General features: G+C 71.4%; 13 protein-coding genes. 4 read left to right on the forward strand and 9 right to left on the reverse strand.

Annotation, left to right across the window (positions count from 1 at the left end; all coding sequences use genetic code 11):
- Positions 1–35 precede the first annotated feature (35 nt).
- The 3 genes from ACFYYW_RS23915 to fbaA all read right to left on the reverse strand — a co-directional run bounded on the left by ACFYYW_RS23915 (position 36) and on the right by fbaA (position 2,915).
- Complete coding sequence (locus tag ACFYYW_RS23915; protein WP_387651578.1) at positions 36–1,319, reverse strand: adenylosuccinate synthase; 1,284 nt, start codon at positions 1,317–1,319, stop codon at positions 36–38.
- A gap of 128 nt (positions 1,320–1,447) precedes the next feature.
- Positions 1,448–1,858 (reverse strand): DUF3151 domain-containing protein, encoded by a 411-nt coding sequence (locus ACFYYW_RS23920; protein WP_352318011.1) that lies wholly within the window; start codon positions 1,856–1,858, stop codon positions 1,448–1,450.
- Between the two features lie 34 nt (positions 1,859–1,892).
- The gene (gene fbaA / locus ACFYYW_RS23925) at positions 1,893–2,915 is read right to left on the reverse strand and encodes a class II fructose-bisphosphate aldolase (RefSeq protein WP_352318009.1); all 1,023 of its coding nucleotides are present in this window, start codon (positions 2,913–2,915) and stop codon (positions 1,893–1,895) included.
- Between the two features lie 126 nt (positions 2,916–3,041).
- Here fbaA and ACFYYW_RS23930 point away from each other — a divergent pair, with 126 nt between their 5' ends.
- Entirely contained in the window at positions 3,042–3,752 is a 711-nt protein-coding gene (locus ACFYYW_RS23930) for a DedA family protein (RefSeq protein ID WP_352318007.1), read from the forward strand.
- A gap of 79 nt (positions 3,753–3,831) precedes the next feature.
- Here the strand turns inward: ACFYYW_RS23930 and pyrE are convergent, their stop codons facing one another.
- Together pyrE and ACFYYW_RS23940 are read right to left on the reverse strand one after the other, a co-directional pair.
- Complete coding sequence (gene pyrE, locus ACFYYW_RS23935; protein ID WP_352318005.1) at positions 3,832–4,365, reverse strand: orotate phosphoribosyltransferase; 534 nt, start codon at positions 4,363–4,365, stop codon at positions 3,832–3,834.
- A 10-nt stretch (positions 4,366–4,375) separates the two neighbouring features.
- On the reverse strand, positions 4,376–5,074 hold the full coding sequence (locus ACFYYW_RS23940; RefSeq protein WP_387651583.1) for a hypothetical protein: 699 nt from the start codon (positions 5,072–5,074) through the stop codon (positions 4,376–4,378).
- A gap of 111 nt (positions 5,075–5,185) precedes the next feature.
- On the opposite strand from ACFYYW_RS23940, the gene ACFYYW_RS23945 reads away from it, so the two are divergent.
- Positions 5,186–7,522 carry a sigma-70 family RNA polymerase sigma factor gene (locus ACFYYW_RS23945; RefSeq protein ID WP_387651585.1) on the forward strand — a complete coding sequence of 779 codons (2,337 nt, stop codon included), beginning with the start codon at positions 5,186–5,188 and terminating at the stop codon, positions 7,520–7,522.
- Positions 7,523–7,708: 186 nt separating this feature from the next.
- A complete protein-coding gene (locus tag ACFYYW_RS23950) occupies positions 7,709–8,977 on the forward strand; it encodes an NYN domain-containing protein (RefSeq protein WP_387651588.1) in 1,269 nt (422 codons plus the stop codon).
- A 69-nt stretch (positions 8,978–9,046) separates the two neighbouring features.
- On the opposite strand, the gene ACFYYW_RS23955 is transcribed toward ACFYYW_RS23950, so the two are convergent.
- Positions 9,047–9,676 (reverse strand): response regulator, encoded by a 630-nt coding sequence (locus tag ACFYYW_RS23955; RefSeq protein ID WP_352321288.1) that lies wholly within the window; start codon positions 9,674–9,676, stop codon positions 9,047–9,049.
- Positions 9,677–9,679: 3 nt separating this feature from the next.
- Positions 9,680–13,870, reverse strand: a complete 4,191-nt coding sequence (locus ACFYYW_RS23960) for a HAMP domain-containing protein (RefSeq protein ID WP_352321290.1) — start codon at positions 13,868–13,870, stop codon at positions 9,680–9,682.
- A 462-nt stretch (positions 13,871–14,332) separates the two neighbouring features.
- Between ACFYYW_RS23960 and ACFYYW_RS23965 the strand changes: the two genes are divergently transcribed.
- On the forward strand, positions 14,333–15,535 hold the full coding sequence (locus ACFYYW_RS23965) for a PP2C family protein-serine/threonine phosphatase (RefSeq protein ID WP_387651591.1): 1,203 nt from the start codon (positions 14,333–14,335) through the stop codon (positions 15,533–15,535).
- A 49-nt stretch (positions 15,536–15,584) separates the two neighbouring features.
- Here the strand turns inward: ACFYYW_RS23965 and ACFYYW_RS23970 are convergent, their stop codons facing one another.
- The gene (locus ACFYYW_RS23970) at positions 15,585–17,351 is read right to left on the reverse strand and encodes a S9 family peptidase (RefSeq protein ID WP_387651594.1); all 1,767 of its coding nucleotides are present in this window, start codon (positions 17,349–17,351) and stop codon (positions 15,585–15,587) included.
- A 145-nt stretch (positions 17,352–17,496) separates the two neighbouring features.
- On the reverse strand, positions 17,497–18,507 hold the full coding sequence (locus ACFYYW_RS23975; protein ID WP_387651596.1) for a putative RNA methyltransferase: 1,011 nt from the start codon (positions 18,505–18,507) through the stop codon (positions 17,497–17,499).
- Positions 18,508–18,510 lie beyond the last annotated feature (3 nt).

Here is an 18,510-nt window from a genome sequence, read left to right on the forward strand (position 1 = left end):
CGCGTTCCCGCGCCGGGCCCTCTCTCACGTGCCGGTCAGACCAGCGACCGCACCACGACGGTCTGGTCGCGGCCGGGGCCGACGCCGATCGCCGAGATGGGCGCCCCGCTCATCTCCTCCAGGGCGCGCACGTACGACCGCGCGTTCGGCGGCAGGTCGTCGAACGACTTGGCGTTGGAGATGTCCTCCTTCCAGCCCGGCAGCTCCTCGTAGACCGGGACCGCGTGGTGGAAGTCGGTCTGGGTCATCGGGATCTCGTCGAACCGCACGCCGTCGACCTCGTAGGCCACGCACACCGGGATGCGCTCCAGGCCCGACAGGATGTCGAGCTTGGTGAGGAAGTAGTCGGTGATGCCGTTGATCCGGGTGGCGTAGCGGGCGATCACCGCGTCGAACCAGCCGCAGCGACGGTCGCGGCCGGTGGTGACGCCGTACTCGCCGCCGGTCCTGCGCAGCCACTCGCCCGTCTCGTCGGTCAGCTCGGTCGGGAACGGCCCCGAGCCCACGCGGGTCGTGTACGCCTTCAGAATCCCGATGATCTTCGTGAGCCGGTTCGGCGGGATGCCCGCCCCGGCGCACGCGCCCCCGGACGTCGGCGAGGAGGAGGTGACGAACGGGTACGTGCCGTGGTCGATGTCCAGCAGCGTGCCCTGACCGCCCTCCAGCAGCACGAACTTGCCCTCGTCCAGCGCCTTGGAGAGCACCAGCGAGGTGTCGGCGATGTGCGGCTTGAGCCGTTCGGCGTAGGCCAGGTACTCCTCCAGCACGGCGGCCGGGTCGATGCCGCGCCGGTTGTAGACCTTGGTCAGCACCTGGTTCTTCTCGGTCAGGGCGACCTCGATCTTCTTGGCCAGGATGCCCGGGTCGAGCAGGTCCTGGACCCGCACGCCCATCCGGGCGATCTTGTCGCCGTACGCCGGGCCGATGCCGCGTCCGGTGGTGCCGATCTTGGCCTTGCCGAGATAGCGCTCGGTGACCTTGTCCAGCGCCTTGTGGTGCGGCATGATCAGGTGCGCGTTCGAGGAGATCAGCAGGCGTTCGGCGGAGATGCCCCGCTCGGCCAGCCCGTCGATCTCGCTCAGCAGCACCCCCGGGTCGATCACCACACCGTTGCCGATCACCGGTACGACGTCCGGCGACAGGATCCCCGTCGGCAGAAGATGCAGAGCGTATTTCTGGTCACCGATGACGACGGTGTGTCCCGCGTTGTTGCCACCCTGATAACGGACGACGTAGTCGACGTCGCCACCGAGCAGGTCGGTGGCCTTGCCCTTGCCCTCATCGCCCCACTGGGCCCCAACGAGAACGGCAGCCGGCATTGTTCAGTCTCCCGAGCACAAAACGAAACCCCTGGCGCAAGTGCGACAGGGGCTCTTGCGTAGAGAGACTACCCGAGTCTGCCCATTCGTCCCAAGGCGCGTGGGTCCAATGCGGGCCCAACGCGCCGCTAACCCTTGGTCAGCGCCTCATATCCGGTCTCGCTGCTGTCCTTGAGGAACTGCAGGCAACGCTCGGCCTCGTCCTTCTCGCCGATGGACTGCGCCGCCCTGGACAGGGCGTGCAGGCAGCGCAGGAAGCCGCGGTTGGGCTCGTGCTCCCAAGGGATGGGGCCGTGGCCCTTCCAGCCGTTCCTGCGCAGCTGGTCGAGGCCGCGATGGTAGCCCGTGCGGGCGAAGGCGTAGGAGGTGACGGCATGGCCCTGCGCGAAGTACTCCTCCGCGAGCGCGGCCCAGGCCGCCGGGTGGGCGGGGAAGCGGGCGGCCACGTCGGCGGCCTTGGCCCCGGATTCCAGCGCCTCCCTGGCCTCGGGCAGGTCCGGCAGGTGAGTCGGGGGCGGCCCGGCGAGAAGGTTATCCATAGGACAAGTCATACCCGCCGTGCCGCCCAAGTGGCTAGGAGATCTTCGTCCCACTGCTCTTGAGGTTGTGGCAGGCCTCCGCCACGCGGGCCGCCATGCCGGTCTCGGCGCTCTTGCCGTAGGCGCGCGGGTCGTAGGCCTTCTTGTTGCCGACCTCGCCGTCGACCTTCAGCACGCCGTCGTAGTTGCGGAACATGTGGTCGGCGATCGGCCTGGTGAAGGCGTACTGGGTGTCGGTGTCGACGTTCATCTTCACCACGCCGTAGGAGATGGCCTCGTGGATCTCCTCCAGCAGCGAGCCGGAGCCGCCGTGGAAGACCAGGTCGAACGGCTTGTCCTTGCCGTACTTGGCGCCGACCGCCTCCTGGATCTCCTTCAGCACGCTCGGCCGCAGCTTCACGTGGCCCGGCTTGTAGACGCCGTGCACGTTGCCGAACGTGGCGGCCAGCATGTAGCGGCCCCGGTCGCCGACGCCGACGGCCTCGGCCGTGGCCAGCGCGTCCTCGGCGGTGGTGTAGAGCTTCTCGTTGATCTCGCCGACGACGCCGTCCTCCTCGCCGCCGACCACGCCGATCTCCATCTCCATGATGATCCGGGCGCGGGCGCACTTGTCCAGGAGTTCCTTGGCGATCTCCAGGTTCTCCTCCAGCGGCACGGCCGAGCCGTCCCACATGTGCGACTGGAAGAGCGGGTCGAGGCCCTTGGACACCCGCTCCAGCGAGATGTCGATCAGCGGCCGCATGTAGCCGTCGAGCTTGTCCTTCGGGCAGTGGTCGGTGTGCAGCGCCACCGTGACCGGGTACTTGGCGGCCACCACCCGGGCGTACTCGGCCAGCGCGGTCGCGCCCGTCACCATGTCCTTGACCGTCGTGCCGGAGAGGAACTCCGCGCCGCCGGTGGACACCTGCACGATGCCGTCGCTCTCGGCCTCGGCGAACCCGCGCAGCGCGGCGTTCAAGGTCTGAGAAGAGGTCACGTTGATCGCCGGATAGGCGAACCCGCCCGCCTTGGCACGGTCGAGCATCTCGGCGTAGACCTCTGGAGTCGCGATGGGCATGAGTCATCTCCCTGAGAAGTACGGCTTCGCGCCTGCCCAGTATCCCGGCTCCCAACCACAACTGGTAGTGACAACGCGAGCCGGATGGCCACATCCGATTCGCTCGGCTCCAGGTAGGCTCACGGGGTGGACTGGCTCTGGAATCTCCTCGACCCGACGTGGTGGCTCACCATCCTCGGCGCCTTCGCCACCATCGGCGTCCTGGCGATCATCTTCGCCGAGACGGGTCTGCTGCTCGGCTTCTTCCTGCCGGGCGACTCGCTGCTGGTGGCGGCGGGGATCTTCAGTTCCGCGTCGCTGGTCGTGGGCGAGGCGCCGCCGATCTCCTTCCCCGTCCTGGTGATCGGCACACCGCTGTGTGCCATCGCGGGCGCCCAGCTCGGCCACTTCCTGGGGGCCAGGTTCGGCAGGAAGATGTTCGACCGGCCCGACTCGCGGCTGTTCAAACGCGAACACGTGATCCGCGCCGAGGAGTTCTTCCAGAAGTTCGGCCCGGCGCGGGCGGTCGTGCTGGCGCGGTTCGTGCCGATCGTCCGCACGTTCATGAACCCGGTGGCCGGCGTCCTGGAGATGCCCGCCAGGCGCTTCTTCGTGTGGAATGTCATCGGCGGCGTGGTCTGGGTCGAGGGCCTGGTGCTGCTGGGCTACTTCCTCGGCAGCAAGGTCGATCCCAAGCAGATCGACAAGTACATCCTGCCGGGCGTGTTCATCATCGTCTTCATCTCGCTGATCCCGATCATCGTCGAGGTCGTCAAGAAGCGCCGCGAGCGCAAGCGGCTGCCGCTGCCCAACGGCAAGCACCACCGCGTGCCCTCCAGCACCGACCCCCAGCACTAGCGTCCGGCGCCGGCGCCGGGGGCCCGGAGTCACTGCCGGGTGCAGGCGCGCCCTGGTGCGCAGGGCGCGAGGGAGGTCTTCAGAGTCCGAGGTCCTGGAGGGTGAAGGCGGTGCGGTAGTCGAGCCCCTCCTCCGCCATCCGCGCCGCCGCGCCCCGGTCGACGATCGTGGCCACGGCCACCACCTCGGCCCCCGCCTCCCGCAGCGCCTCCACGGCGGTCAGCGGCGAGCCGCCGGTCGTCGAGGTGTCCTCCACGGCCAGCACCCGGCGGCCCTTCACCTCCGGGCCCTCGATCCGGCGCTGCATGCCGTGCGACTTCTGCGCCTTGCGCACCACGAACGCGTCGAGCGTGCGCCCGCGCGCCGCCGCCGCGTGCAGCATCGCGCAGGCCACCGGGTCGGCCCCCATCGTGAGCCCGCCGACGGCGTCGAAGTCGAGATCGTCGGTCAGGTCGAGCATCACCTTGCCGACGAGCGGCGCGGCCACCCCGTCGAGCGTGATCCGCCGCAGGTCGAGGTAGAAGTCGGCCTCCTTGCCCGAGGAGAGCGTGACCTTGCCGTGGACGACGGCCTTGCGCTTGATCTCGGCCAGCAGGTTGTCGCGGTCTGTCATGCGCCCAAGCTTAGGGTCCCAGGCTCAGCGTCCTGATGAGAGCCAGGGCCTGCGCGTGCGCGCGGGGGAGCCGGCGCACCCGGACGCGGGGGTGGCGGCCGTACAGGATCTCCGTGGCCCGCAGGTCGGCGACCTTCTCGGCCAGCCGATCGTCCTCCCTGGTCACCGCGCCGACGCGGGTGGGCGCGAGCAGCGCCAGCGTCTCGTCGCCGGTGAAGGCCCTGCGCAGCGCCGTGGCCAGGTTGAGCGCCGCCGCCAGCCGCTCGGCCAGTTCCGCGATCCGCCCGTACGGCTCGGCCACCACCAGCAGGTGCCCGCCCGCGACCGCCCCCCGGTAGAGCTCGCCCAGCCTGGTGCGCAGATAGGCCACCGTGGCCAGCCCGGTCAGCGGGTCCTCGCACTGCAGGTCGTTCATGGGCGCGAAGCTCTGCTCGGCCCACCCGGCCGCGTACGCCCGTACCAGCGGGAACGTCGGCTCGCCCCGATCGGTGACGGCGAACAGCGCCGCCAGGTCGCCCAGCCCCTCGGTGATCCCCACCCCCGCCCCGGCGCGCGCCGCGCCCAGCTCCTCGCAGGCGCGCGGCAGGTCGCCGCCGTCCGTCACGGCCCTGATCGCGTACGTCACCGCCGGGGTCCACCAGTCGTCGGCCAGCGACCAGCCCTCCGCCATGCTCCGGCCGCGCCAGCGCGACAGCACGTCCTCGTCCATGCGTCCTCCCGTGGTCCTCGGAGGTAAAGACGGCGCTTCGGTTTAGTCATGACGCAGAATGCGGAATGATTGCGCGGGGCAACCCGCTGTAATCGTGAGGTCACAATGAGTGTGGAATCGCCGCGAAGCGATGCGGACCTGCTGAAGGAGGTCCGGGCCGGCGACGCGACCGCGTACGGACGGCTCTACGAGCGTCACGTGGCCGCGGCCCGTGCGCTGGCCAGGCAGCTCGTCAGGGGCGAGTCCGAGGCCGAGGACGTCGTGGCCGAGTCGTTCACGAAGATCCTCGACCTGGTGGGCAGGGGCGGCGGTCCCGAGTCGGGGTTCCGCACCTACCTGCTGACCGTCGTGCGCCGCACCGTCTACGACCGCGGCCGGGTCGAGAGCCGCCAGGTGACCACCGGCGAGATCGAGCGCTACGACGCGGGCGTGCCCTTCGTCGATCCCGCGCTCGTCGGCCTGGAGCGGTCGATGATCTCGCGCGCGTTCCTGTCGCTGCCCGAGCGGTGGCGGGCGGTGCTCTGGCACACCGAGGTGGAGAAGTGCAAGCCCGCCGAGGTCGCGCCGCTGCTCGGGCTGTCGGCCAACGGGGTGGCGGCGCTGGCCTACCGGGCGCGCGAGGGGCTGCGGCAGGCGTACCTGCAGATGCACCTGCGCGCGGCGCCGCAGCACGAGTGCCGTCCGGTGCTCGGCAAGATGGGCGCCTACGTCAGGGGCGGCCTGGCCAGGCGTGACTCGCGCGCGGTCGACGAGCACGTCAACGACTGCGAGGAGTGCCACGGCGTCCTGCTCGAACTGACCGACGTCAACCGCGGCCTGCGCGTCATCGTCGGCCCGCTGATCGCCGGCCCCGTGTTCGGCGGGTACGCCGCGGCGCTGGCCAAGGCGGGCGCGGCCGGCGGCGGAGCCGGCTGGCTGCTGCGGCTGTTCGGCTGGTTGCGGCGGGCGCCCTCGCGGCAGCAGGTCGTGGCGGCGGGCGGCGTCGCGGTCGCGTCCGCGGCGGTGGCGGCGTTCGTGCTGGTGTCCGGGGAGTCGCCGGTGGCCGAGCGGCCGGCGGCCACGCCCACGCCGCTGGCCCAGCCCTCTGCGTCGGTGCGGCCGGTGCCGCTGCCCGTGGCGAGCGAGCCGCCGGCGCGCGTCCCGCCGCCGCGGAGGGAGCCACGGGGCAGGGCGCGGCTGCGGGCCACGATCGGCGCGCTCGGCGCCCTCGTACGCGCCCAGCCCGGCATCGTCGGCATGCGCCTGCGCAACGACGGCGACGGCCCGAGCGGCGAGCTGGCCGCGACCGTCGAGCTGCCGCCCGGCGTGACGCTCCTGCCCCCGGCCAGGCGCGGGCACGGCGTGGCGCTGCTCGAACCCGTGGGCACGGTCGACGGCTGGTCCTGCCGGCAGGCCGGCCAGGGCGCCCGGTGCGCCAGGCAGCCGCTGGCCGCCGGGCAGGGCACGGCGGTGTTCCTGCGCGTGCAGGTGTCGGAGCTGGCTCCGGAGGGCGCCGGGCCCGCCGTGCGCGTCGACGCCGACGACCTCCACGTCAACGCGCGGGCCGCGCAGGGCGTGCGCACGGTGGGGGCGTCGGCCCGGTTCGCCACCGAGGGCAGGGTGGCCGTCCGGGCGATCGGCAACACGTTGCTGAGCTGTCCCGAGGAGCACGACGGTTGTCCCGAGGCCAGGCGCCGCCAGGGCGACCAGCGCGACAACGACCTGTGGCCGATGACCCCGCTCGACCAGGACTCCAGCCCGGCCACCAGCGCCTCCAGCGCGGCCCGGCTCACCCTGCCCAAGGACGGCCGGGTCGTGTGGGCGGGCCTCTACTGGTCGGCGAGCGGCGCGGCGGCGGGGCCGGTCAAGGTCAGGGCGCCGGGCCGGCGCACGTACGTGTCGGTCCGTCCCGACCACGTCACGGCGCTCGACATGCCGCTCGGCCCGGCCTACCAGGCGTTCGCCGACGTCACCGCGCTGGCCGGGCAGGCGCGGCCGGGCGGTCTGTGGTGGGCGGCCGACGCGCCGATGGCGGAGGGGGCCTCCAGCCACGCCGGGTGGAGTCTGGTGGTGGTCGTGGCCGGGCCGCGGGAGCCGTACAGCCAGGCCGTGGTGCTCGACACGGCGACCGTGATCGGCGGCGCGGCCAGGAAGGTGCGCATGCCGCTCGGCGGCCTGAGCCGGGCCGCCGCGCCGGCCCGGGCCGAGCTGGTCACCTGGGAGGGCGACGCCGACCTCCAGGGCGACAAGGTCTCGCTCGGCACCGGCGCGATCGTCCCGGAGGGCGGCGACCGCGAGCGCGCCAACGTCTTCGACGGCTCCGCCAACGGCGCCACGGGCATGACCTTCGGCGTCGACGTCGACACGGTCGACGCCGAGCTGGGCCGCGATCCGGCGCTGACGATCGTGACCGACAAGGACGTCGTGCTCTTCGGAGCGGCCGCGCTGACCGTCCGGGCACGCTCATGACCGCAAACAGGACGAACTGGTACGGTCTGCCTAAATGGTCTGGCTGCACGGCGGCCCGCGGTCGAATCGTCGGGATTCACCCTCGCGCGATCACCTGCTTTCATTACCCTGAAAGAGGGCCGCCGAGTCCGGTCTCTGACGGTGCAGAGCCAGCAAGGTCGGACCACCAGGAAAGGGGCGGTGTCAGTGGATCGCTGTGCGCTGTTCGTGGACGCCGGCTATCTGCTGGCAGACGGAGCGATGGCCGTGCACGGCACTCGCCATCGAGAGGCCGTCGCCTGGGACTATCCCGGGCTGCTCCAGCTGATGACCAACCTGTCGCGCGAACGCACGGGCCTGCCGCTGCTGCGGTGCTACTGGTACGAGGCGACCGTCGAGGGCCGCCGCACCCCGGAGCACGACGCGCTGGCCGACATCCCGGGCCTCAAGCTCAGGCTCTCGCGCATCCGGCCGGGCCGCCGCGAAGGCGTCGACGCCCAGGTCCACCGCGACCTCATGACCCTCGCCCGCAACAACGCCATCTGCGACGCCGTCGTCGTCAGCGGCGACGAAGACCTCGCCCAGGTGGTGTGCGACGCACAAGACCTCGGCATCAGGGTCACCGTCATCCACATCGCCGCCGACGGCGGGTGGGCCGTGTCCCGGTCGCTGCGGCAGGAGTGCGACGACCTGGTCGAGCTGGGCAACGCCCACCTGCGGCCCTACGTCACGATGGTGAGCGGCGTCACCGAGTCCTCCAACGGCCACCACCAGTCGCTCAGCAACGGGCACGCCGCCCACTCGCTGCCGCCCGCGCCGCCGGCCGCGCCCCCGGTGACCCCGACGGCCTCGCTGCCGCCGGCGCCGTCCCCGCCGTCCGCGCCGACGGCGGGCAGCCACGCGGCCGGGCAGCCCTCCGGGAGCCACGCGGCCCCCTCCTCCGGCCAGTCGTCCGCCAACGGGCAGGCGTCCTCGGGCGGGCGGTCGGCCACGCCGCCGGTGCTGCCGTCGTACTCGGGGTACCAGGAGCAGCCGCCGTCGATCCCGCCTTCCGTGCCGCCGTCCGCGCCGGCGACCGGGCCGTTGCAGCAGCCGCAGTCCGCCTCGCCCACCACCGGGCAGTTCGCCACGCCGTCCTCGGGGGGCGCCTACCAGCCGGCGCAGCTCGGGCCGTACACCGGGCCGCAGGCCGCGCCCGTCTCGCCGCCGCCCGCCGCCACCGCCGGGGCCACCACGCTGGCCGACGCCGTGAAGGCCGCCCATCGCGAAGGGCACGACTTCGGCGAGTCCGTGGCCCGCGACGCGCCCGCGCTGTGGCTGGAGGCGGTGCTGGCCCGCAAGCCCCGCATGCCCTCCGACCTGGAGGCCCGCCTCCTGCAGGGCTCCTCGCTGCCGATCGACTTCCTGCTGCACGACGAGGTCCGCCACGCCCTGCGCCGCGGCTTCTGGGACGCCCTCGAACGCGCCCGCCACTGACCCGTCCCGCACAGCAAGCCGGACGCCCGGGCGCCGTGAGCGGCGGCCCGGGCGTCGGACGGCACGGGGTCAGGAGAGCGCGTCGAAGCCGGCGCGCAGGTGGGCGAGCCGATCGCCCAGGTCGGCCAGCGGCACGGCGAGCGCCGGATCCTGCGACTTGCGGGCCAGCTCCCGCACCCGGGCCAGCTCGTCCTCCACCGCCGTCAGCCGCCGGGACAACTCCGGCAGCACCGAGGCGTGGTCACCCGCTCCGGGCGGCAACTCGCCGGTCAGCCGCTCGCGCAGCAACGACGCCTGCTCGGCCAGGCGCTTGTTCATGTTGTAGAGCTCGGTGAACACCGACACCTTCGCCCGCAACACCCAAGGGTCGAACGGCTTGGTGAGGTAGTCGACCGCCCCCGCCGCGTATCCGCGGAAGGCGTAGTCGGGGGCGCTGTCGACCACGGTCAGGAAGATGATCGGGATGTTCCTGGTCCGCTCCCGCCGCTTGATGTGGGCGGCCGTCTCGAAGCCGTCCATGCCCGGCATGCGGACGTCGAGCAGGATCAGCGCGAACTCGGTGTTGAGCAGCGCCTTGAGGGCCTCCTCGCCGGACCTGGCGCGTACGGGCACCAGGTCGAGCGAGCTGAGGATCGCCTCCAGAGCGATCAGGTTCTCCTCGCGGTCGTCGACCAGGAGGATCTTTGCACGGTCCGGCATCGATCACGACCCTTCAGCGGTTGAGGGCGACGAGTCGGTCGTGGCTCCCCGCCCACGGCTGAGCCAGCCGCGCAGCCGTTCGAGCAGGCGATCGACGTCGACCGGCTTGGGCACGTAGTCGGACGCGCCCGAGGCGATGCTCTTCTCGCGATCACCACGCATGACCTTAGCGGTCAACGCGATGATCGGCAGGTCGGCGAACTGCGGCATGCGCCGGATGGCCGAGGTCGTGGCCCAGCCGTCCATCTCCGGCATCATGATGTCCATCAGCACGAGCGCGACGTCCTCGTTCCGTTCGAGCTGCTCGATCCCCTCGCGGCCGTTCTCGGCGTAGACGACCGTCGATCCGTGTCGTTCCAGCACGCTGGTGAGGGCGAACACGTTGCGGATGTCGTCGTCGACGATGAGGATCTTGGCGCCGTTGAGCGGGTCGTCGCCCTGCCACTGGGCGGGCGTCTCCACCGGCGGCTCGACCAGCTCCGGCATCGGCATGTCCAGCGGCGGCGGCTCGGGCAGGGTCGCGGCGGCGGCCTGCTCCTCGGCGGGCGAGGTCATGAGCTGCCGGCGCGGGGCCGTGCTGCCGTCGGTGGCGGCCAGCGGGCCGGTGTAGGAGGCCGGCAGGTAGAGGGTGAACGTGCTGCCCCTGCCCAGCTCGCTCTCGACGTGGATCTCGCCGCCGAGCAGCCGGGCGATGTCGCGGCAGATGGCCAGGCCGAGGCCGGTGCCGCCGTACTTGCGGCTGGTGGTGCCGTCGGCCTGCCTGAACGCCTCGAAGATGACCTCGCGCTTGTCGGGCGCGATGCCGATGCCGGTGTCGATCACCTGGAAGGCCAGCAGGTCGGTGGCGTCGTGGAGGGTGTCGTCGTCGAAGTCGACATCGCGGGGCGCCGCCGCGACCCGCAGCTTGACCTCGCCCTTCGGGGTGAACTTCACCGCGTTGGACAGCAGGTTGCGCAGCACCTGCTGCAGGCGCTGCTCGTCGGCCCGCAGCTCGCTCGGCACGTCGGAGGCCACCTCGACGCCGAACGACAGGCCCTTGTCCTGGGCCAGCGGCGCGAAGGCCGCCTCCAGCAGGTCGACCATCTTGGGCAGCGACACCTGGATCGGGTGGATGTCCATCCGGCCCGCCTCGACCTTCGACAGGTCGAGCATGTCGTTGATGAGCTGCAGCAGCGCCGAGCCCGCGCTGTGGATCGTGCGGGCGAACTCGACCTGCTGCGACGTCAGGTTGCCCTCGGCGTTCTCGGTCAGCAGCTTGGCCAGCACCAGCAGGCTGTTGAGCGGCGTGCGCAGCTCGTGGGACATGTTCGCGAGGAACTCGGACTTGTACCGCGAGGAGACCGCGAGCTGCTCGGCGCGCTCCTCCAGGGTGCGGCGGGCCTGCTCGATCTGGAAGTTCTGGATCTCGATCGCGCGGTTCTGCTTGGCCAGCAGCGCCGCCTTGTCCTCCAGCTCGGCGTTGGACCTGCGCAGCTCCTCCTGCTGCCGCTGGAGCTCGTCGGAGCGCTCCTGCAGCTCACGGGTGAGCCGCTGGGACTCGGTCAGCAGGTCTTCGGTGCGGGAGTTGGCGATGATCGTGTTCATCGTGACGCCGATGGTCTCGACGAGCTGCGTCAGGAAGTCGAGGTGCACCTCGCCGAACGGGGTGAAGGAGGCCAGCTCCAGCACGCCGAGCACGCGGTTCTCGAACAGGATCGGCAGCACCACGATCTGCGCGGGCGTGGACTGGCTGAGCCCGCTGTCGATGGTGATGAACTGCGGCGGCACGTCGTCGAGGATGATGTGCCGGCCCTCGGCCGCCGCCTGGCCGACGATGCCCTCGCCGATCGCGAAGCGCCGGCGCGGCCCCCGGTCGGGACGCACGCCGTAGCCGCCGATCAGCGTCAGCTCGTGGTCGCCCTCGGGGTCGATGCCGTAGAAGGCGCCGTAGCGGGCCGAGACCAGCGGGGTGAGCTCGCTCATCGTCAGCTTGGCCACCTCGAACAGGTCGCGGTGGCCCTGCATGAGCCGGGAGATGCGGGCCAGGTTGGACTTGAGCCAGTCCTGCTCCTGGTTGGCCTGGGTGGTCTCGCGGAGGTTGGCCACCATCGAGTTGATGTTGTCCTTCAGCTCCGCCAGCTCGCCCTGCGCCTCGACGGCGATCGACCGGGTCAGGTCGCCCCGGGCCACGGCGCTGGTGACGGTCGCGATGGCGCGCACCTGCGTGGTCAGGTTCCCGGCCAGCTCGTTGACGCTCTCGGTGAGCCGCTTCCAGGTGCCCTCGACGCCCTCGACCCGGGCCTGGCCGCCGAGCTGGCCCTCCGAGCCCACCTCGCGGGCCACGCGGGTGACCTCGGAGGCGAAGGAGGACAGCTGGTCGACCATCCGGTTGATGGTGGTCTTCAGCGCCAGGATCTCGCCCTGGGCGTCGACGTCGATCTTGCGGGTCAGGTCGCCGTTGGCCACGGCCGTGGTGACCTCGGCGATGTTGCGCACCTGATAGGTCAGGTTGTTCGCCATGAAGTTGACGTTGTCGGTGAGGTCCTTCCACACGCCCGACACGCCCTGGACGCGCGCCTGGCCGCCGAGCTGCCCCTGCGTGCCCACCTCGCGGGCGACGCGGGTGACCTCGTCGGCGAACGACGACAGCTGGTCGACCATCGTGTTGAGGGTGTCCTTGAGCTGCAGGATCTCGCCCTGGGCGTCAACGGTGATCTTCTTCGACAGGTTGCCCTGCGCCACCGCGGACGAGACGGCCGCGATCTGGCGCACCTGCGAGGTGAGGTTGTTGGCCATCGAGTTGACGTTGTCGGTGAGGTCCTTCCACACCCCGGACACGCCGCGCACCTGCGCCTGGCCGCCGAGCTGGCCTTCCGTGCCCACCTCGCGGGCCACGCGGGTGACCTCGGAGGCGAACGAGGACAGCTGCTCGACCATCGTGTTCATGGTCGACTTGAGTTCGAGGATCTCGCCCTGGGCATCGACGTCGATCTTGCGGGTGAGGTCGCCGTTGGCCACGGCCGTCGTCACCTGGGCGATGTTGCGCACCTGGTAGGTCAGGTTGTTGGCCATCGAGTTGACGTTGTCGGTGAGGTCCTTCCAGACGCCCGACACGCCCTTCACCTCGGCGCGTCCGCCGAGCTTGCCTTCGGTGCCGACCTCGCGGGCGACGCGGGTGACCTCGTCGGCGAACGAGGACAGCTGGTCGACCATCGTGTTGAGGGTGTCCTTGAGCTGCAGGATCTCGCCCTCGGCGTCAACGGTGATCTTCTTCGACAGGTTGCCCTGGGCGACCGCCGTCGCGACGGTGGCGATCGAGCGCACCTGCGAGGTCAGGTTGTTGGCCATGAAGTTGACGTTGTCGGTGAGGTCCTTCCAGACGCCCGACACGCCGGTGACCTGCGCCTGGCCGCCCAGCTGGCCCTCGGTGCCCACCTCGCGGGCCACGCGGGTGACCTCCTCGGCGAAGCCCGAGAGCTGGTCGACCATCGTGTTGACGGTGTTCTTCAGCTCGAACATCTCGCCCACGGCGTCGACCGTGACCTTGCGGCTCAGGTCGCCCTTGGCGACCGCCGTGGTGACCACGGCGATGTCGCGCACCTGCGCGGCCACGCGCGAGGACATCGTGTTGACGGCCTCGGTGAGGTCGCGCCAGCTTCCCGACATGCCCCGCAGGTTGGCGCTGCCGCCCAGCCTGCCCTCGGTGCCCGCCTCGCGGGCGACCCTGGTGACCTCGGAGTTGAACAGGGCGAGCTGGTCGACCATGCCGTTGATGGCCTTGCCCAGCCGGCGCACCTCGCCGCGCGCCGACCGGTCGAGGTCGATGCGCCGCGACAGGTCGCCCTTGGCGACCGCGTCGATCACGTCGGCCGCGCCGCTGACCGGGCTCACCAGGGCGTCGATCAGCATGTTGACCGACTCGACGCTCTCGGACCACGCCCCGACGCCCGGGCCGGGCGTCAGCCGCTCGCCGAAGCGCCCTTCCTTGACGACTTCTTTGCGAACCCTTGCCAGCTCGTTGGCGAGATGTTCGCGGCGATCGGCCACTTCGTTCAGCAGCAGGCGCACTTCGCTGAGGATGCCGGGAGGAGCGTGCGGGACCCGACGCCGGAAATCGCCGTCACGCCAGGAGAAGAGAGTCTCCAGCACGGGAACGAGATCCGATTCTGTATAGGTCCGCTCCTCCGGGCTTGATGCGGCCTTGGCCGTGGTCATGGGGCCTCCTTCACTCGCGACGGGTCCCGGCGAGTGATTCAAGTCTGTCACGATGAGTAGCTCGTAGTCCTGCCCTTGGATTTACCCCAAGTCAGTGAGAAGTGTGGTAGGCACGATGGGATGACTGCTTCTCCCCACGCGGTCCTGGCCGCGACCTTCGCGCCTGGCGATACCGCTGTGACGGCTGCGATGAGGTTCACGCGCGAGGTGATGACCGCGTGGGCCACCGTCAGCGTGCTCCACACCGCCGAGCAGGTGGCCGGCGATCTGGCGGAGCAGGTCTCTGACGAGCCGTTTGAGGTGATTTGGAAGCATTACGGGGACGCAGTCCAGGTCGAACTGCGGCAGCGGAACACCGCGCACGGTGACCCGAAGGCTCCTTCCGTGAACGTGGAGGAATGGGGAGTCACCTTCGCGGGCGATTCCCGTGTCCATTGGGCAAGGCTCACGCTACCCGGCTCCGTGGACCAGGTGGCCGCCGAATGGGCGGAGGAGAGCGCGCGGGGCCCCCACTGGCTCGGGTTCCTGGCTGACGCCAGCGACCTGCTGGCTGGCACCCTCGACCCCGACATGGTCCCGGCGATCATCGCCCAGATCGTCGTGCCCCGCCTGTCGAGCTGGTGCGCGGTCTACACCGCCGGCAACTCGGGCGGCCCGCTGCGCCTGGTCTACCTCTGGCACGCCGACGAGGCCCGCATCGACGGCCTGCGCGAGCAGCTCACGGAGCTGGACGTCGGCGCGGCCGACACCAGGGCCACGTCCGTCATCCACCTGAACGACTCCCAGGTGCTGGCCGTGCCGCTCACCGCGCGCGGCCGCGGGCTCGGCATGATGTGCCTGGGCCGGTCCGACCGCTTCCCCGACGAGGTCATCCAGTTCGCCGACGACATCGGCAGGCGCGCCGCGCTGGCCATGGACAACGCCCGGCTCTACGCCCAGCAGGCCGCGGCCAACCGGGCGCTGCAGCGCAGTCTCCTGCCGCCCAACGAGCCCGAGGTGCCCGGCCTCGACTACGGCGTCATCTACGAGCCCGCCGGCGAGGCCAACGAGGTCGGCGGCGACTTCTACGACCTGTTCAAGGCGGGCGACGACTCCTGGCGCTTCGCCATCGGCGACGTCTGCGGCACCGGCCCCGAGGCCGCCGCGGTGACCGGCCTGGCCCGCCACACGCTGCGCCTGCTGGCCCGCGAGGGCTACGGCGTCGCCGCGGTGCTCGGCCGGCTCAACCAGGCGATCCTGGAGGAGGGCGAGCGGGCCAGGTTCCTCACGCTGCTGCACGGCGACATCACGCCCGTGGAGTCCGGTCTGGAGGTGCGGCTGGTGTCCGCCGGCCATCCCGAGGCGCTGCGGCTCAAGCCGAGCGGCAAGGTGGAGGCGGTGACCACGCCCCAGTCGCTGCTCGGCGTCTTCCACGAGGTCGTGTTCGAGGCCGACACCATCCATCTCGACCACGGCGACGTGCTGCTGGCGGTGACCGACGGCGTGACCGAGCGGCGCTCGGGCGGGCGGCTGCTCGACGACGACGGCGGCCTGGCCAAGCTGCTGGCCGAGTGCGCCGGGCTGTCGGCCAGGGCGGTGGCCGAGCGCATCCGCAGGGGCGCGGCGGAGTTCGCCGCCGAGCCGAGCGCCGACGACCTGGCCATCGTGGTCCTGCGCGCGCGCTGACCCGCCCGGGGCGCCCCCGCAGGAGCGCTCCCACGACGTGCGCCAGAGGTCAGCCGACGTGCACGTGCTTGCGGGCGAACTCCAGTTGCAGGGCCGTCTGCGCGATGCGTTCGGCGACCACGAGCGAGCCGCGGATGGCGCCGTAGGTGTAGAGCTCGTGCTCGCGGCCGTGCTCGGCCAGCTTGGCCACGTACTTCTCGATCTGGCGCAGCGGGCAGCGGGTGTCGTTCTCGCCGGCGAGGATCAGCAGAGGGCTCTTGATCTGATCCACGTACGTGATCGGCGAGCAGAACGCGTACCGCTCGGGCTGCTCGTCGGGGGAGCCGCCGAGCAGGGCGCGCTGGTAGGCGCGCAGGCTCTCGGCCTCGTCCTCGTAGCAGGTCTGGTGGCAGGCGATGGGCACCGCGGCGATGCCCGCGGCCCACAGGCCCGGCTGGACGCCGAGCCCGAGCAGCGAGAGGTAGCCGCCCCAGGCGGTGCCGGCCAGGATCAGCCGGGCGGGGTCGATCGTGCCCCGGTCCACCAGCGACTGGCGGACGGCGGCGATGTCGGCCAGCTCGATGTGCCCGACGTCGCCGTGCAGCGCGTCGCGCCAGGCGGAGCCGTAGCCGGTCGAGCCGCGGTAGTTGACGCGGACGACGGCGAAGCCCGCGTCGACCCAGGCCGCGACCTCGGGGGAGAATGCGTCGCGGTCGTGGTCGGTCGGGCCGCCGTGCATGAGGAAGACCGCCGGATAGGGCGCCGCGCCGGTCTCGGGCTTGGACACCAGCGCGTGGATGCGCCCGCCGGGCCCCTCGACGTCGAGGTCCTCGACGGGCACGCTCGGCGGCGCCGGCGGGCCGCCCGCGTTGAGCACGACCTGGCCGTTGCTCGACCGGATGACCGGCGGCCGCGAGCCGCTGGACCAGGAGTACTCGATGTGGCCGCCGGGCCGCGGCGCGGCCTCGTCGATCACGCCGTGCGGGGTGTCGATGAGCGTCAGGACGCCGCCCGCCAGGTCGTAGCGGTGCAGGTAGCTGCGGGCACGGTGGTCGCGCACGATCAGCAGGCCGCGGCCGTCGTCGAACCACTCGGCGGCCAGGTCGCCGGGGTCCTTCAGCCAGATCTCGCGCTGCTCGTCGGTGACCGGGTCCCAGACCAGGGGCTCGTGGCGCTGGCGGCGCTCGTGCAGGGTCAGCAGGCGGCGGTCGCCGAGCACCGGGGCGAAGCGGAGGCCGTGCACGCCCTTGTCGGGGCCGTCGTAGAGCTCGCCGACGGTCTCGCCGTGCTGGTCGACGACGCGCAGCGCCGGACGCCGGAAGTCGCCGTACTCGCCGTGGTTGATGGCGATGAGGGAGCCGTCGAGGGACATGTCGGTCACCCAGGCGGCCTCGGCGTGCTCGTACAGCAGCTCGGCCGGCCCGCCGGGAGGCACCAGATGGATCCGGAACGTGCCCTCGCTGGCCAGGCTGATGGCGGCCATGCCGGTGGCCGACAGCGCGATGCCGCCCGGCTGACCCGGCGGCAGGCCGGGCGCGGCCGGTTCGCTCGGACCGCCGGCGAACGGCTGGCGCCACCAGGTGCCGAACTCGTCGCCGTCGGTGTCGGCGAACCAGTAGATCCACTGTCCCGCCGGGTCGATCGCCGCGTACGCGGTGCCCTTGGGCCGGTCGGTGACCTGGCGCACGGCGCCCGTCGCCCGGTCCCAGGCGTAGACCTCCCACGTCCCGGTGGCGTTGGAGCGGTAGATGGAGCGGTTCGGGGCCTGGCGGGCCCAGGTCGGCAGCGTCATGCGCGACGCGCGGAACCTGGCCTGCCAGCGTTCCTCCGCCTTCATCCGGCGCGCCCCCTCCCATCGATGGCCCACGCCCTCTGGGTGCGGGATGCCGTCCAGTATTGCGCCTGAGTCGGGGAAATACTCGGGGAATGTGGGGGAATTTCGGACTAAATGCCCCATCAGTAACACCAGTCGCAGATGCCCGTCAAGGAACAGGTCTTGAACGGGGCTCAGGCTCGAAGATAGACAGATGAAACGCGGCTCTGACCGTAACTTTCTTCTGGCCATTCTTGGCATGCCGGCGGAAATAACCGGATATGCGGGCGGCCAGCTCGGCGGAATCAGTGTGCCACGCGCTCGGGCCCATTCCCACGACCTGGACCAGCTCGTCCGGCCCGAGCTCCATGTCGAACTCGATCGTGCGCCGCCCGGCCTGGGCGAACCCCTGCATGCTGCGGGCGACCCGGCGATCCTTCTCCTCGTCCACCGAGAGCAGCCCCAGCTCCTGCACCAGCGGGCTCAGGTGCGCCGCGGCCGGGGTCGCGACGACCGCGGCCCCTCCAGGGCGCAGGATCCGCCGGAACTCGGGCCCGTTCCTGGGCGCGAACACATCGATCACCACATCGGCCACCCCATGCCGGATCGGGAGCGGCCGCCACACGTCCGCCACGAACGCCCCCAGCCTCGGATGCGCCCGCGCCGCCCGCCGTACGGCGTGCTTGGACACGTCGAACGCCATCCCGATGCCATCGTCCACCGCATTGAGCACGGCCGCCAGATAGTGTCCGGTGCCCGTGCCGGCGTCGACGATCAGCGGTGCGACCCTGCCCGCCGCGCCGAGACCCTCGACGGTCACCGGCCCATCTTGCGGACCGGCCTCCACTCCCGCCCCACCGTACGCTCTCGGCCCGGTTTCGTCATTCGATTCAGTAGAAGATTCACGTTTTTCTCCAGCCGCCACCCGTACGCGTACGGTTTCCGCCAGCGCCTGCGCCAGCGGGGCGTAGTGCCCGGCCGCCAGGAACTCGGCCCGCGCGGCCACCATCGCGGGACTGTCGGCGGTGCCGGGCGGGCGTGACCCGGTGAGCAGGCTGACGTACCCCTGCTTGGCCACGTCGAAGGAGTGCCCCCGCGCGCACCGCAGGGCGCCCTCGGCGAGCTCCACGTCCGCGTGGCAGACGGGGCAGATCAGGTGTTCGACGATGTCGGCCAGCATGCG

The organism is Nonomuraea sp. NPDC001831, from assembly GCF_042892035.1.
Classification (GTDB): domain Bacteria; phylum Actinomycetota; class Actinomycetes; order Streptosporangiales; family Streptosporangiaceae; genus Nonomuraea.